This window comes from Cryobacterium ruanii, assembly GCF_004404055.1.
In the GTDB taxonomy this organism is placed as follows: domain Bacteria; phylum Actinomycetota; class Actinomycetes; order Actinomycetales; family Microbacteriaceae; genus Cryobacterium; species Cryobacterium ruanii.
Window position 1 is genome coordinate 270,443 of the sequence record NZ_SOHK01000015.1, and the last position, 14,026, is coordinate 284,468.

11 protein-coding genes are annotated in these 14,026 nt (G+C 66.5%); 6 read left to right on the top strand and 5 right to left on the bottom strand.

Features of this window, described 5'->3' with window-relative positions; all coding sequences use genetic code 11:
• Positions 1 to 29: 29 nt before the first annotated feature.
• The 4 genes from ehuD to E3T47_RS10895 form a co-directional block, all read right to left on the bottom strand.
• Positions 30 to 686 carry an ectoine/hydroxyectoine ABC transporter permease subunit EhuD gene (gene ehuD / locus E3T47_RS10880; RefSeq protein WP_134556076.1) on the bottom strand — a complete coding sequence of 219 codons (657 nt, stop codon included), beginning with the start codon at positions 684 to 686 and terminating at the stop codon, positions 30 to 32.
• A complete protein-coding gene (gene ehuC, locus E3T47_RS10885; protein WP_134556077.1) occupies positions 683 to 1,393 on the bottom strand; it encodes an ectoine/hydroxyectoine ABC transporter permease subunit EhuC in 711 nt (236 codons plus the stop codon). The genes ehuD and ehuC overlap by 4 nt, the downstream gene beginning before the upstream one ends.
• A 100-nt stretch (positions 1,394 to 1,493) precedes the next feature.
• Positions 1,494 to 2,387, bottom strand: coding sequence for an ectoine/hydroxyectoine ABC transporter substrate-binding protein EhuB (gene ehuB, locus E3T47_RS10890; protein ID WP_134556078.1), 894 nt, complete (start codon positions 2,385 to 2,387; stop codon positions 1,494 to 1,496).
• A 170-nt stretch (positions 2,388 to 2,557) separates the two neighbouring features.
• A complete protein-coding gene (locus E3T47_RS10895) occupies positions 2,558 to 3,550 on the bottom strand; it encodes a D-2-hydroxyacid dehydrogenase (RefSeq protein WP_134556079.1) in 993 nt (330 codons plus the stop codon).
• A gap of 194 nt (positions 3,551 to 3,744) precedes the next feature.
• Between E3T47_RS10895 and E3T47_RS10900 the strand changes: the two genes are divergently transcribed.
• From E3T47_RS10900 to E3T47_RS10925, 6 genes are all read left to right on the top strand, one after another.
• A complete protein-coding gene (locus E3T47_RS10900) occupies positions 3,745 to 5,040 on the top strand; it encodes an aspartate aminotransferase family protein (protein WP_134556080.1) in 1,296 nt (431 codons plus the stop codon).
• Between the two features lie 35 nt (positions 5,041 to 5,075).
• Positions 5,076 to 7,997 (top strand): FAD-binding and (Fe-S)-binding domain-containing protein, encoded by a 2,922-nt coding sequence (locus tag E3T47_RS10905; protein WP_134556081.1) that lies wholly within the window; start codon positions 5,076 to 5,078, stop codon positions 7,995 to 7,997.
• Positions 7,994 to 9,478 (top strand): NAD-dependent succinate-semialdehyde dehydrogenase, encoded by a 1,485-nt coding sequence (locus tag E3T47_RS10910; RefSeq protein ID WP_134556082.1) that lies wholly within the window; start codon positions 7,994 to 7,996, stop codon positions 9,476 to 9,478. Before E3T47_RS10905 ends, E3T47_RS10910 begins: the two co-directional genes overlap by 4 nt.
• Positions 9,479 to 9,557: 79 nt before the next feature.
• Positions 9,558 to 10,730, top strand: a complete 1,173-nt coding sequence (locus E3T47_RS10915; protein WP_134556083.1) for a M24 family metallopeptidase — start codon at positions 9,558 to 9,560, stop codon at positions 10,728 to 10,730.
• A 56-nt stretch (positions 10,731 to 10,786) separates the two neighbouring features.
• Positions 10,787 to 11,998: an aminotransferase-like domain-containing protein gene (locus E3T47_RS10920; RefSeq protein ID WP_134556084.1), complete on the top strand. Its 1,212-nt coding sequence runs from the start codon at positions 10,787 to 10,789 to the stop codon at positions 11,996 to 11,998.
• A gap of 30 nt (positions 11,999 to 12,028) precedes the next feature.
• Positions 12,029 to 13,261, top strand: coding sequence for a M20 family metallopeptidase (locus tag E3T47_RS10925; RefSeq protein WP_134556085.1), 1,233 nt, complete (start codon positions 12,029 to 12,031; stop codon positions 13,259 to 13,261).
• A 61-nt stretch (positions 13,262 to 13,322) separates the two neighbouring features.
• Here E3T47_RS10925 and E3T47_RS10930 read toward each other — a convergent pair whose 3' ends face one another.
• A complete protein-coding gene (locus E3T47_RS10930) occupies positions 13,323 to 13,976 on the bottom strand; it encodes a GntR family transcriptional regulator (RefSeq protein ID WP_241982182.1) in 654 nt (217 codons plus the stop codon).
• Positions 13,977 to 14,026: the final 50 nt, after the last annotated feature.

A 14,026-nucleotide genomic window follows, 5' to 3' on the forward strand; every position in this document is an offset into this window, starting at 1 on the left:
CCGCAAGGCCGATATCTGAAAGGGCCGGGTCATTGTTTGGGTGCATAGCGTCGCTCCAATTTGTTGACGAGCCGTGAGGCCGGGTAGCTGACCAGAAAGAACAGGGCGCCGGCCATGGTGAGCGGCTCGAGGTAGCGGTAGGTCGAGGTGCCGATCGACTGCGCCGTCGCCATGAGTTCGACCACGGTGATGGCCGAGAGCACGGCGGAGTCCTTGAACATTTGAATGAGGTAGTTGCCGAGCATGGGAATGACGGTGCGCACGGCCTGCGGCAGGATAATCCGAAACCAGACGCGGGTCGCGGGCAGGCTCAGGGCGGTCGCAGCCTCCCATTGGCCGTTCGGCACGCCCTGGATTCCGCTGCGGTAGACCTCGGCCATATAAGCGCTGTAGTTGATGCCGATGATGACGACACCGGTCGTGAACGCGTTGAAGCTGATGCCGTAGATCGGCAGCACGAAGAAGGCGACGTAGGCCTGGATCAGCAGCGGCGTACCCCGAATAAAGATGACAATGAAGGACACCGCCGGCGAGACGACCGGAATTTGCAGGCGACGGATGACCGCGGCCACCAGCCCCAGCACGGCAGCGATAAGCGTGCCGAGCAGGGTGAGTTGAATGGTGACCCAGAGTCCCTTGAGCAGCATCGGGATGATGGAGATCGCAAAGGCGTTGTCCCAGATCACAGCGCACCTGCCTTGTCTTTAAGTGACTCCTGGCGCAGCACCTTGCGCTGCACCGCGAGGGCGCGGCGGTCGAGGGCGTACCGCTTCTCCAACCACTGGGTGAGCATGGCCAACAGCACCGAGAGCAGAAAGTACATCACGAGGATGGTCAGAAACACCGCGGCGGTCTCACCGGTGCTGCTGCGAATCATCTGGGCTCGAAAGGTGAGGTCGGTGACGGTGACGAGCGACACCAGCGAGGTGTTCTTGAGCAGGTCAACCATCACGTTGCCGAACGGCGGCAGCATGGCTGGAATCGACTGCGGGATCAGGATGCGGCGCAGCCGCAGCGCGGGTGACATGCCGAGGGCGATGCCAGCTTCGTTCTGGCCCTTGGCGCGGGAGCTGATCGCCCCGCGCACCACCTCAGCGGCGTAGGCACCCTCATTGAGGCCGAGCGCGAGCACCGCAGCGGTGAGCGGATGCAGCTGAATTCCGAAGAAAGGCAGGGCGTAGAAGAACCAGAACATCTGAACGATCAGCGAGGTGCCGCGAAAAATTTCAACGAACACCCCTGCCGGCCAGCGGATGATCCAGTACCGTGACAACCGGGCCAGGCCCATGCTGAAGGCGACAATCAAACACAGGGCACCGCTGAGAACGGCAACCAAAATCGTCGTCATCAGTCCCTGCCACAACAGTGGCGCGTACTCGATAATGGCGGACATCACTCATCCCAATTCAACGAGGCCCGATACGAGTGGGCCGATACGTATAGTCCGAAACGCGCGGCCGCCGCGGGCACCAGACCCGCGGCGACAAAAGCGGTCAGCCCTCGGTCTTGCAGAGTTCGTCGGCGGTGACGCCCTCCACGGCCGCGGCGTCGAAGCCCCAGGTATCCAGGATTTCCTTGAACTCTGGAGTCTTCTTGAAGGCCGCAAGTTCGGTGTTGTACGCCTTATGGAAGGCGGTGTCTGTGGTGCGGAAAGCCGCGCCGGAACCGGTGCGGGGGGCGTCCGGAACCTGCTCGGTCGTCTCGAAGCTCTTGTCGGTCTCGGCGAGGGCACGCAGTGACAGTGTCGGCAGAAAGAAGGCGTCGGCACGGTCGGCGGCGAGGGCTTCGATGCCGCTGCGGCCGTCGTTGACCTTGACCTGCTGGGCGGCAGGCACCTTGGCAGTGTTGAGGATGCCCTCTTCGAAGCCGCCTGGCAGCACGGCGATGCGGAGGCTGCTGTCGGCGAGCACATCGGCGACGGCGAGGATGTTCTTGGGGTTGCCTATCGGCACGCCAAACGACTCCGTCGAGACGATGACCGGTTCGGAGTAGAGCACTTCGGCGCAGCGGGACTGCTTCATGAACAGGCCGGCCGCGACGGCATCCCAACGGTTGGCCTGCAGGCCGGGGATCATGGATTCATAGGGGGTGATGATGCCCTGCACGTCGTCGATGCCGAGGCGCTTGCAGACGGCTTTGAGTACGTCGGGCTCACAGCCGGTGACGGTTCCGTCGCTGTTCACCTGCGTGTAGGGCGGCTCGTTGGCGATGCCGACGCGCAGGTAGCCCTGCTTCTTGGCCAGGGCGAGCAGGTCGCTGCCTCCGTCGACGGCCTCGCCGGCGGGGGTGACCGTGGCGCAGCCAGTGGCGACGACCGCGAAGACTGCGCCCAGCGCGGCAACGCCGGCGCCCTGCAGAACATTACGCCGAGAGATGTTGGCAATCATGATTACTCCGTTCGTGGTCACCCTGGCCCGAGGCCCAGCCTGTTCGGGCGCTGCTCGCTACGGAGGGGTGAATGAGTTCTGCGTGTATGACGAAGTTACGCAATCCGAACGATGATTGTCAACAATCTTATTGTAAAGCTCTCTTTTTATTTGGATCGCGCTGGTCGCGATCAGTGCGTTCGCGCCACGTACCCCAGATCCTTGTCAACGACATTGACCAGGTCCTCCCCGGCCAACCAGCGCCACACATTGCCGATGAATTGCTCGGCTAATCCATCGCGCCAGCCCACCACGTCGCCCGACATATGGGCCGACACGGTGACGCCCGGGGCATCCCAGAGCGGGTTCGCCGCCGGCAGCGGCTCCTCGACGAAGACGTCGAGCGAAGCCGCCGCGATCGAGCCGCTCTGCAGCGCCTGCAGCAGAGCCCCCTCGTCGATGAGCGGCCCTCGGCCGACGCTGATCAAATGAGCGGATGCCTTCATCGCGTCGAACACACCCACATCGATCATCCCGCGCGTCTCGGTCGTCAGGGGTGCGACCACGACGACATTGTCAGCCCAGCCCACCTCGTCGGCGAGTGCGGCTGACGATACGATGGTGCCGAAATCCGGGTCGCCGCTGCTGGCACGCCGCCCGGCGCCACGCACCTCGAGGCCGACGGCACGCAAGAGCCGCGCAATTTGGCGGCCGATGCCGCCGGTTCCGATGACAAGGGCCGTACTACCGGCGGTGCGCCGGGTCTCCCGGTGCGTCCACTCATGGGCCCGCTGCAGGGCACGGTTCTCATGCAGCCCCTTGTCGTGCGCCAGGATGTTCGCGAGCACGAATTCGGCGATCGGGCCATCGAAGAAGCCGTGGGCATTGGTGAGCACGACGTCGGAGTCGCGGAACTCATCGAACAGCACGGCGTCAACGCCCGCGGCGGCGACGTGCACCCACTTCAGGGCGCGGGCCCTCGGCCAGGCGTCCCGCAGTGCGGTGGAGAAGAAGTCCCAGAGCAACAGGATTTCAGCGGTCTCGATCGCCTCGGGCAACCCGGCGGCATCGGTCCACCGCACGTCGGCCACGACCTCGATCTCGTCCATCCCGGCGGGGCGCTCGGCATTGATGGATTCGCAGAGCACCACGATGCGCGGGCGGTGGCTGATTGAAGATGTCATGTGCATTCTGCCAGCACAGTGCAGAAACAGATGATTGTCAACAATGCCTCGGGCGGTCTGCCTGGCGAAGCCGTCAATATCCGTTCTTTCTGGACCGATTAACGGCTGTCCCGGCCGGACCTGGTCTGGCCGGAACAGCCATTCTTTCTGAAAGGATTGTTGACAATCCGGGTATCCGCTCGCATGATGGACACATGACGACTCTCAGCCCCTGCCTCAAGCAAGCCACACCCGTCGTAGTCGACCACGCGATCGGTTCCTATATCTTCGGGACCGACGGCGAGAAGTACCTCGACTTCACGAGCGGCATCGGCGTCACGAGCACCGGTCACTGCCACCCGCGTGTCGTCGCCGCCGCCCGCGAGCAGGCCGGCAAGATCATTCACGCGCAGTTCACCACGGTGATGCACACTCCCTTGCTCGACCTCACCGACAAGCTCGGCGAGGTCCTGCCGCAGGGAATGGACAGCGTCTTTTACCTCAACTCAGGGTCCGAAGCGGTCGAGGCCGCCATTCGCCAAGCCCGCATGGCTACCGGCCGCCCCAACATCATCGCCTTCCACGGCGGCTTCCACGGCCGCACCGTGGCCGCCGCGAGCCTCACCACGGCTGGCACCAAGTTTCGCTCCGGCTTCTCGCCGATCATGGGCGGCGTGCACATCTCCCCGTTCCCCTACGCGTTTCGCTACGGCTGGGACGAAGAGACCGCGGTCACATTCGCGCTCAAGGAGCTCGACTACCTGCTCAGCACTATTTCGAGCCCGGCCGACACTGCCGGGTTCATCATCGAACCGGCCCTCGGCGACGGCGGCTATCTGCCTACCCCTTCGGCCTTCCTCGAAGGATTGCGCGAGCGCGCCACCCACCACGGCATCATCTTAATTCTTGACGAGGTGCAGGCTGGCGTCGGCCGGACCGGTAAGTTCTGGGGCCATCAGTACTCCACCATCACCCCCGATATCCTCATCACGGCTAAGGGCCTTGCCAGTGGCTTTCCGCTCTCGGCCATCGCCGCACCGCTGGGGCTGATGGAGAAGGCCTGGGCCGGTTCGCAGGGCGGCACCTACGGTGGCAACGCCGTGTCCTGCGCCGCCGCCGTGGCCACCCTCGACGTCGTGCGCGAAGAGAACCTCGTGGAGAACGCCCGGGTACGCGGCCTGCAACTGCAGGCCGGCCTAAAGCGCCTCGCCGCGACCCGCCCAATGATCGGCGATGTGCGCGGCCTCGGCCTCATGCAGGGGGTCGAGTTCGTCGACGCCGACGGCGACCCCAACCCCGAAGCCGCCGCCGCCGTGCAGCAGGCCGCCATCGCGCAGAATTTGTTGCTGCTCACCTGCGGCACGCGCGGCAACGTCGTGCGCGTCATCCCGGCACTGATCGTGAGCGACCAGGAGATCGAGCAGGGCCTGAGTGCGTTTGAGGCCGCCCTAAATGCCTCCGGCGCCGTGCCGTTGCTCGACGCCGCTGCCCTCACTGGCGCCACAGTCTGATCCGGCCGCACAACCCGACCCGATAGCCTCGCCAAATGCCCTCGACCCCACTCACTCTGGCCTCCGATCGATTCCACCCCCTGCGCGCGGGCGGAATCGAGGTAGACACGGCCCCGCGCCGCCTCAGTGAATACAGCTATGACGCGAGCAACTATCGGGTGTCACCGGTCGCGGTGGTCTTTCCGCGCAGCGTCGACGAGGTCGTCGCGGTCGCCCGGTTCGCGAGCGCGGAGCACATTCCGCTGGTCAGCCGTGGCGGCGGCACCTCGATGGCCGGCAATGCCGTCGGTGCGGGCATCGTGCTCGACTTCTCCCGCTACCTGCACGCCATTCACTCCATCGACCTGACCGCGCAGACCGCCGTTGTCGACTCCGGCGTCATCCTCTCCACCCTGCAACGCGAGGTCGCCGCCGTATCGGGCGGCACGCTCACCTTCGCCCCCGACCCGTCCAGCCGCACCCGCGCCACGATCGGCGGCGCCATAGGCAATGATGCCTGCGGCAACCACTCGGTGCGACACGGGCGTACCTCCGACCACGTGCTTGCGCTCGACCTCGTGACCGCGGCCGGCATCCGGTTGACGGCGACCCGCACCGCCCTCACGGCGACCGATGAAACGGATGCCGCAGCCCGAGCGCTTGCCGCGACCCTCACCGCCGGGCTGCGGCAGCTCGCCGCCGACCACCTCGGGGAGTTTCGACTCGAACTCGGCCGGATCGCCCGGCAGGTGTCGGGCTACCACCTCTCACATTTGCTGCCGGAACACGGTTTCGACGTGGCCCGCGCGCTGGTCGGCAGTGAGGGCACCTGCGCCATTGTCGTCGCCGCGACCGTGCAACTCGTGCCCCAGCCGCAGGCGGCCCTGCTGCTCAGCCTCGGCTACGACGACGTCGTCGATGCCGCCCGCGACGTGCCCACTATTCTCGAGTTCTCCCCTGCCGCTATCGAGGGCATCGACGAAGCGATCGTGCAGACCATGCAGGCGCGCCGCGGCGCCGATTCGGTGCAGGGCCTGCCCGCCGGCAAGGCCTGGCTCTACGTCGACATCGACGGCGACGACCCTGTCGCTGTCGCCGCCCAGGGCGAGAAGCTGCTTGCTCGCCTGCGGGAGAACGGCCGCCTGCTGGCCGGCCGCGCGGTACCCGACCTCGCCGAACGCGCTTCGCTCTGGCGGGTGCGCGAAGACGGTGCCGGGCTCTCGGCCCGGCTGGCCAGCGGCGGGGAATCCTGGCCCGGCTGGGAAGACTCCGCCGTCGCCCCCAAAAAGCTGGCCGACTACCTCGAAGACTTTCGACGCTTGATGGCCCAGTTCGACCTGACCGGCGTCATCTATGGACATTTCGGTGCCGGCTGCATGCACGTGCGCCTCACCTTCGACCTGCGGAGCGCGTCCGGCCGCCAGATCATGGACGACTTCACCCGTGCGGCCGCCGAACTTGTGGTGCGACACGGCGGCTCGATCTCCGGCGAACACGGCGACGGGCGTTCGCGCTCCGCCATGCTGCCCATCATGTATTCCCCCGCCATGATGGCCGCCTTTGCCCGGTTCAAAGCCCTCTGGGACCCGCAGCAGCTGCTCAACCCGGGCTCGATCGTCGATCCTGAACCGACTCTCGCCCACCTAACTCTCGCCGAAACACCGAACCGCGTGTGGCGCACGAGTTTCGACCTCACCCCGGTCGGCCAGCACGGAAGCAATTCCGGCCTCGACTCGTTCAGCCACGCAGTGCAGGGCTGCGTGGGCATCGGCCGCTGCCGCAGTGACGTCGGTGGGGTCATGTGCCCGAGCTACCGGGCTACCGGCGACGAGAAGGATTCCACCCGCGGCCGCGCCCGGGTGCTGCAGGACATGATCCGCGGCGCACGCACGGTCAAGGAGGGGTGGCGCTCCGAGGAGGTGCGCGAGGCCCTCGACCTGTGCCTGTCCTGCAAGGCCTGTTCGAGTGACTGCCCGGCCGGCGTCGACATGGCCACCTACAAGTCGGAGTTCTTCGACAACTACTACGAGGGTCGGCTGCGGCCTATTTCGCACTACTCCCTCGGCTGGCTGCCGCGCTGGCTGAAACTGACCGGGCTGATGGCACCGCTGGTGAACCTCGTACTCGGTAGCACGCTCGGCACCCTCATCGCCCGGCTGGGCGGCGTGACGACGCAGCGGCGCCTGCCGCACTTCCACGCGGCATCCGCTTGGAAGAAGATGCTCCCGCCAACAACGTCAACGGCCCCGGCCGACGTAGTGCTCTTCATTGACACCTTCACCCGCGGGTTTCGCCCCGATGTGGCCGGCTCGGCGCAGCGAGTGCTGCAATCTGCCGGCAAGACCGTGGAGTGCTCGGCCGAGGTCTGCTGCGGCCTCACCTGGATCTCCACCGGGCAGCTTTCCACCGCGCGCCGCCTGCTCAGAAACGCCGCCCAGGTGCTCGACGACGGCACCGACCGGCTGATCGTCGTGCTCGAACCAAGCTGCGCGGCCGCCCTACGCAAGGACCTGCCCGAGCTCGTGCCGACCGACGCCGCCCGCCGTGTGTCGCAGCGCATCCGCAGTTTCGCCGGAGCCGTGACCGAGTTGGCCGCCGACGGTTGGCGACCAGACTGGGCAGGCGGCCAGGCGCCGGCCAGCGTAACCGTGCAGGCACACTGCCACGAATACTCGGTTTTCGGCGCCAACGCCCAAAAGGCTGCTCTCACCGCCGTCGGCGTGGGCGAGGTGCGCGAGGCGACCGGATGCTGCGGCGTGGCCGGCAATTTCGGCTTCGAGCAGGCACATTTCGACCTGAGCATGATCGTCGCCGAGCAGGCCCTGGCGCCCGCCCTGCGCGCACTGCCACCACAGCAGGCCGTGCTGACCGACGGGTTCAGCTGCCACATGCAGGTGCAGCAGCTCGACCCGGCTCGGCAGACCCACCACCTCGCTCAACTTTTGGACCCCACACGCTTACCGAAGGACACGAAATGACTTCCACCGCCACACTCCCGGTCGCCCTCGACGCGGCCACCATCATCGCCACGATTAACACTGGGCTGTTCATCGACGGCGCCTGGACCCCGGCACTCTCTGGCACCACCTTTGCGGTCGAGAACCCGGCCACCGGCACGGTGCTCGCCCAGGTCGCCGACGGCGGACCGGCCGATGCCGAACTCGCGATCCAAGCCGCCAACCGGGCCCAGAAGGCGTGGGGCAAGACCTCACCGCGCTCACGCAGCGAGATTCTGCGCCGCGCCTACGATCTGTTGATGAGCCGGCAGGAGGAACTCGCCCTCGTCATTACCTCCGAAATGGGCAAACCGCTCGCCGATGCCCGGGGCGAGGTGGCCTACGCGGCCGAATTCTTTCGCTGGTACTCCGAAGAGGCCGTGCGCGTCGGCGGCGACCACACCATCACCGGCGATGGCAAGCACCGCATCCTGGTCACCCGCGAACCGGTCGGGCCCTGCGTGCTGGTCACGCCGTGGAACTTTCCGCTCGCGATGGGCACTCGCAAAATCGGCCCGGCCATCGCGGCTGGCTGCACGATCGTATTCAAGCCGGCCGAGCTGACCCCGCTCACCTCCCTCGCGCTCGTTGACATTCTGGTCGAGGCCGGCCTGCCCAAAGGCGTGCTCAATGTCGTCACCACCTCGAAGGCCGGCAGCGTGGTCGAACCGTGGATGGACAGCGGCATCGCCCGCAAGGTGAGCTTCACCGGCTCGACCGCGGTCGGCAAGCTGCTGCTCGCCCAGGCCAGCCGCAACGTCATGCGCTCCTCCATGGAACTCGGCGGCAACGCGCCGTTCATCGTCTGCGCCGATGCCGACCTCGACCGCGCAGTCGACGGGGCCATGGTCGCGAAGATGCGCAACATGGGCGAGGCCTGCACGGCCGCGAACCGCATGTTCGTGCATCGCTCGGTCGCAACCGAATTCGCCGCGAAGCTCGCCCAGCGAATGAGTGAGCTCAGCGTCGGCGACGGCGCCGAGGACGGCGTGAACGTGGGCCCGCTGATCTCGGAGAAGGCCCTGCTGAAGGTGCAGGCGCTCGTCGACGACGCGGTCGCGCGCGGAGCATCCGTTGTGGTCGGCGGTGCGCGCACCGACGGCGCCGGCTACTTCTACCAGCCCACCGTGCTCGGCAACGTCAGCCCGGATTCCGAGCTCATGCACACCGAGATCTTCGGCCCGGTCGCCCCGGTGGTGCCCTTCGACACCGAAGATGAAGCCATCGCCCTGGCCAACAACACCCCGTGGGGCCTGGTCGGCTACCTCTACACCCAGGACATCGACCGGGCCTTCCGCCTCGGCGAAGACCTCGAAGTAGGCATGCTCGGGCTCAACACCGGCATGGTCTCCAACCCCTTCGCCCCGTTCGGCGGAGTCAAGCAGTCCGGCCTGGGCCGCGAGGGCGGCAAGCTCGGCATCGACGAGTACCTCGAGTACAAGTACCTCGCGATTCCGCGCTGACCGCGCGCCGGGCTCTTGTTCCCGGCGCACCATACCTGTAGATTGTAAACAATAGGCACGACCGACTCAAGGGGTTCCGGTGCTCTTCACCAGCAGCGAGTTTGCCGAACGACTGGCCAATGTGCGTCGCCGCATGGAGGCCCAAGGGCTGTCCGCGCTGCTGGTGACCGACCCGGCCAACCTCAACTACCTCACTGGGTACAACGCCTGGTCGTTCTACACCCCGCAAGTTCTGTTCGTGCCGCTCGCCGGCGACATGCTGTTCTTCTTACGCGCGATGGATGCCCAGGGCGCCTTTCGCACGGCCTGGCTGCCACCCGAGAACATAATCGGCTACCCGGAAAGCTTCGTGCATCGCCCGCACCTGCACCCCTTCGACTGGGTCGGCGAGGCGCTGCGCGAGCGCGACCTCGTGGAACCGAATCGGGTCGGCCTTGAGATGGACTCCCAGTTCTTCTCCCCCAAGGCCTACCGCGCCCTGCAAACCGGCCTGCCCGAGTGGGACTTCGTCGACGCCGTCGAGCTCGTCAACTGGGTGCGAGTGATCAAAACGGATGCCGAGATCGCCAAGATGCGCCAGGCCGCGTTGGTCTGCGAGTTGGCTATGACGACCGCCGTCGAACACGTCCGGGTCGGCGTACGCCAGTGCGACGCCGCGGCGGCCATCTCCCAGGCGCAGATCGCAGGAACCCCCGAGGTCGGCGGCGACTACACCGCGATCGTGCCGATGCTGCCCACCGGCGAAGAAGCCGACACCCCGCACCTCACCTGGAACGACCAGCCGTTCGAAGCCGGCCAGGCCGTCATCGTCGAGCTGGCCGGGGCCCACCACCGCTACCACGTACCGATGGCCCGCACGATCGTGCTCGGGCAACCGAGCGACCAGCTCGCCCGGCTCGCCGACGCGATCAACGACGGCCTCAGCTCGGTGCTGGACCTGGTGCGCCCCGGGGTCGGCACCCGCGACCTCGCCGAAGCCTGGAACATGACGCTCGCCCGGTACGGACTCGAAAAACCCTCCCGGATCGGCTACTCCATCGGACTCGCCTACCCGCCGGACTGGGGCGAACGTACCGTGAGTCTGCGCGGCGAAGACGACACCGTACTGCAAGAGAACATGACCTTTCACCTGATCGGCGGCATGTGGATGGAGAACTTCGGGTGTGAACTCTCCGAATCCATTCGGGTCACCGCGACCGGCGTCGAAACCTTCACGAACTTTCCGCGGCGCCTGCTCACCCCCAATTCTTAATCCTATCCACGGCCCCGGCCACCCGAACACCGACGCACGATGAACTGTGATATCCGATGAAAACGTCCACAATGCCCCTCGCCCGCCGTGCCGAAAACCTGATCGGGTCGGTGATCGATTCCAGCACCTCCCTGCTCGCCGCCCAGGAACACGACATCGTGCGCTTCGCCATGGGCTCCCCCGCCGCCGACGCCGTTCCCCTCGACGCGTTCCGTGAGATCGCCGCAAGCCGCTTCGATCACAGCTCGTTCACCTACGGCGCGACCGAGGGCGAGCCCGGCCTTCTGACCAGTCTCGTCGACTACCTGTCGACCACGCCCGACCCGACGAGCGCCGAGCGCATCACCATCACCACCGGCGGCATGCAGGGGCTTGACCTCGCCTGCAAGATCTTCGTCGACCCGGGCGACCTCGTGATCGTCGAGTCCCCCACCTATACCAACGGCTCGGCGACCGCCCTGAGCTACGGCGCCGAGCTGCTCGAAGCGCCCATAGACGAGAACGGCCTGATCGTCGAGGCCCTGCCCGACCTGGTCGCCCGCGCCGGCCGCCCCCCCAAGGCGATCTACGTCATCCCCAACTTTCAGAATCCCTCCGGCACCACCCTCTCGCTGGCCCGCCGCGCACTCCTGATCAAGCTCGCCCACCAGTGGAACGCCGTCATCATCGACGACGACCCCTACGGCCTGCTGCGCTTTGCCGGCACCGACATTCCCAACTTTCAGGCGCTCAGCCCGAACGACCCGCTTCTATTCTCGGTGCGCACCTTCTCCAAGGTCCTCGCGCCGGGACTGCGGGTCGGTTGGGTCGACACCGACCCCGCCGTGCGCCAGCTGGTCATCAACGCCAAACAGACCATGGACACCTGCACCAACATTCCCGGCCAGCACATTCTCACCGAGTTCATTCGTCGCGGCAGCCTAAACTCCCACCTCGACTTTCTGCGCCTCGAATACCGCGCCCGCAAGGAAGCGATGCAGGCCAGCCTCCATCGCCACCTCGGCGACCGCGTCACCATGACCAACCCGGAGGGTGGCTTCTTTCTCTGGCTCACCCTGCAGGGAGCGGATGCCGCCACCTCCACCCAGGCGCTGTTCGAAACGGCCCTCGCCGAGGGCGTCGCATTCATTCCAGGGCCAGCGCTCTCGCCGAGCGGTCGTTTCGATGACGCCCTGCGTCTCTGCTTCGCGTCGACCACACCGGAACGTACGGAAGAAGGCGTGATTCGCCTCACCCGCGCTCTCGACCGTGCCCGCGCGCCACACTAGAACGACCCGACCCGACCCGAAGGCACGCTGATGACCAGAACCGCCACGGACGCCGTGCTCACCGAGAGCGAGACACGCGTGCTCGCTCTCCTCAGCGAGAAGAGAATCGTCGCGCTCGCCTCCGCGCTCATCGCGGCAGCCGGCGAGAACCCGGGCGGCACCGAAGACGCGACGGTCGCGGTGCTACGCGCGGCCTGCGACGCGCACGGAATAGTGACAGCCGAAACAGAGGTCGCCCCGGGGCGTCCGAACCTGGTCGCGACCCTAGCCGGGGGCGCCGCGCCCGGCCTGATGTTCCTCGGGCATTCGGACGTGGTTCCGGCTGGCGAGGGCTGGAGCTGGGACCCGTTCACGCCGTTCCGCACCGGTGACCGCCTGTTTGGTCGCGGATCCTCCGATATGAAGGGCGGGCTCGCGGCCATCGTGCTGGCCCTTGCCGCGATCAAGGAAGCCGATGTGACCCTCGCCGGGCCGGCCACCCTGTTCTGCACCGTCGATGAGGAAGACCTGGGCCTGGGCATCCGCGCTCTCACCGCCGCCGCAACGGCCGCCGCCGGTATCGGCAGCTTCACCGCGTGCGTGGTCGCCGAACCGACCGGCCTGCAGACGGTGATCGGCTGCCGCGGCGACGCCTATATCGAACTGACCGTGCAGGGAAAATCAGCGCACTCCGGGCGGCCCTCCGACGGGCGCAACGCCATCAGCGCCGCGTCGAAGATCATCGCCCTCATTCTGGCCGACCACGCTCGGCTCCAGGCCAGCCAGGATGACCTGCTCGGCGCCGGCAGCTGGAACGTGGGCCGCATCGAGGGCGGCGACGGCACCTCCATGGTCGCCGCCGACTGCCGGGTCTGGATCGACCGGCGCCTCATGCCGGGCGAGAACCCGCACGAGATCGTGGCCGCCCTCGCCGCGCAGGTCACGGCGGCCGGGATCGACGGCGGCGGTATCACCGTCACTTTCGAGGTGACGATGGAGATGCCGGGCTTTCGCACGAGTGCTCTCGACCCGGTCGTCGCCCAGGCCGTTGCCGCCACGGCGCAGGCTGGTGGTGGCGAGAGCACGATCGGCGGCTGGAGCGCCGCCTGCGACGGCGGCTTCATCGATCGTGAGTTCGGCGTTTCGACGATCGTGTTCGGGCCAGGCGACCTCAACCGCCAAGCCCACCAGATCGACGAGTCGGTGAGCGTGACCGAACTGCTCGTGGCCGCCCGCGTCTACGCCCTGCTCTGCCTGCGCCTGGTCGGCGAGGTCATCGTCTAAGCGGTCTCAGCAGCCGTTGCGGCCCTGCCAGGGTCAGCGAGATTCTGAGGCTCTAAACGACCTAAACGGATGCCGGTGCGCTGGTCAGTCGCGCCAACGCGTCGTCCTCGTGGTCGCTGAGCCGGCTCTCGGCGAGCGGCCCGTCGCCATTGAAGACTGCCTCGGCGATGCCGCGATGCTCTGCGATCCAGTCTGCGGTGACCCGGTAGGAGTCCTGCAGCACGGTCAGGCACATACGGGTCTCGGTCATGAGCGTGCTGTGGATGCGCGCGAGGCTGCGACTGCCGCTCAGCGCAACCAGGTGTTCATGAAAGGCCATGTCGGCGTCGCTCATCGCGGCACGGTTGCCCGTGGCGGCCGCATCATCCATCTCGTTCACCTTAGCCAGCAGCTCGGTGCCGGCCGCACCGTGGTCGGCACGCACGAGGAGTTTACAGGCGGCCGACTCGATGGCGGTGCGCAGCACGTACATGTCGCGAATTTCGTCATCCGTCATTTCGATCACGAAAAGTCCACGATTCCGGATGCTCACCAGGAGGCCTTCCTGGGTTAGCCGTTGCATGGCCTCACGCAGCGGGCCCCGGCTGACGCCGAGTTCGCGGGCGAGTTCGGCCTCGCCGAGTTGCGACCCCGGGACCACCTCGCCGTGGGCGATCGCGTACCGCAATTTACGGGCGATGATCGACGGAGTGGATTCCTGAACAACGGGTTCCAATGAATATCGCTGGGGCATACCCTTCACAGTTCTTTCTCGAGTACAGATCG

Coding starts and splice junctions, on each gene's coding strand:
- E3T47_RS10925 (WP_134556085.1), top strand. CDS start 12,029: ATGACCAGAACCGCCACGGACGCCGTGCTCACCGAGAGCGAGACACGC.
- E3T47_RS10905 (WP_134556081.1), top strand. CDS start 5,076: ATGCCCTCGACCCCACTCACTCTGGCCTCCGATCGATTCCACCCCCTG.
- E3T47_RS10895 (WP_134556079.1), bottom strand. CDS start 3,550: ATGACATCTTCAATCAGCCACCGCCCGCGCATCGTGGTGCTCTGCGAA.
- E3T47_RS10920 (WP_134556084.1), top strand. CDS start 10,787: ATGAAAACGTCCACAATGCCCCTCGCCCGCCGTGCCGAAAACCTGATC.
- E3T47_RS10910 (WP_134556082.1), top strand. CDS start 7,994: ATGACTTCCACCGCCACACTCCCGGTCGCCCTCGACGCGGCCACCATC.
- ehuB (WP_134556078.1), bottom strand. CDS start 2,387: ATGATTGCCAACATCTCTCGGCGTAATGTTCTGCAGGGCGCCGGCGTT.
- E3T47_RS10900 (WP_134556080.1), top strand. CDS start 3,745: ATGACGACTCTCAGCCCCTGCCTCAAGCAAGCCACACCCGTCGTAGTC.
- ehuC (WP_134556077.1), bottom strand. CDS start 1,393: ATGTCCGCCATTATCGAGTACGCGCCACTGTTGTGGCAGGGACTGATG.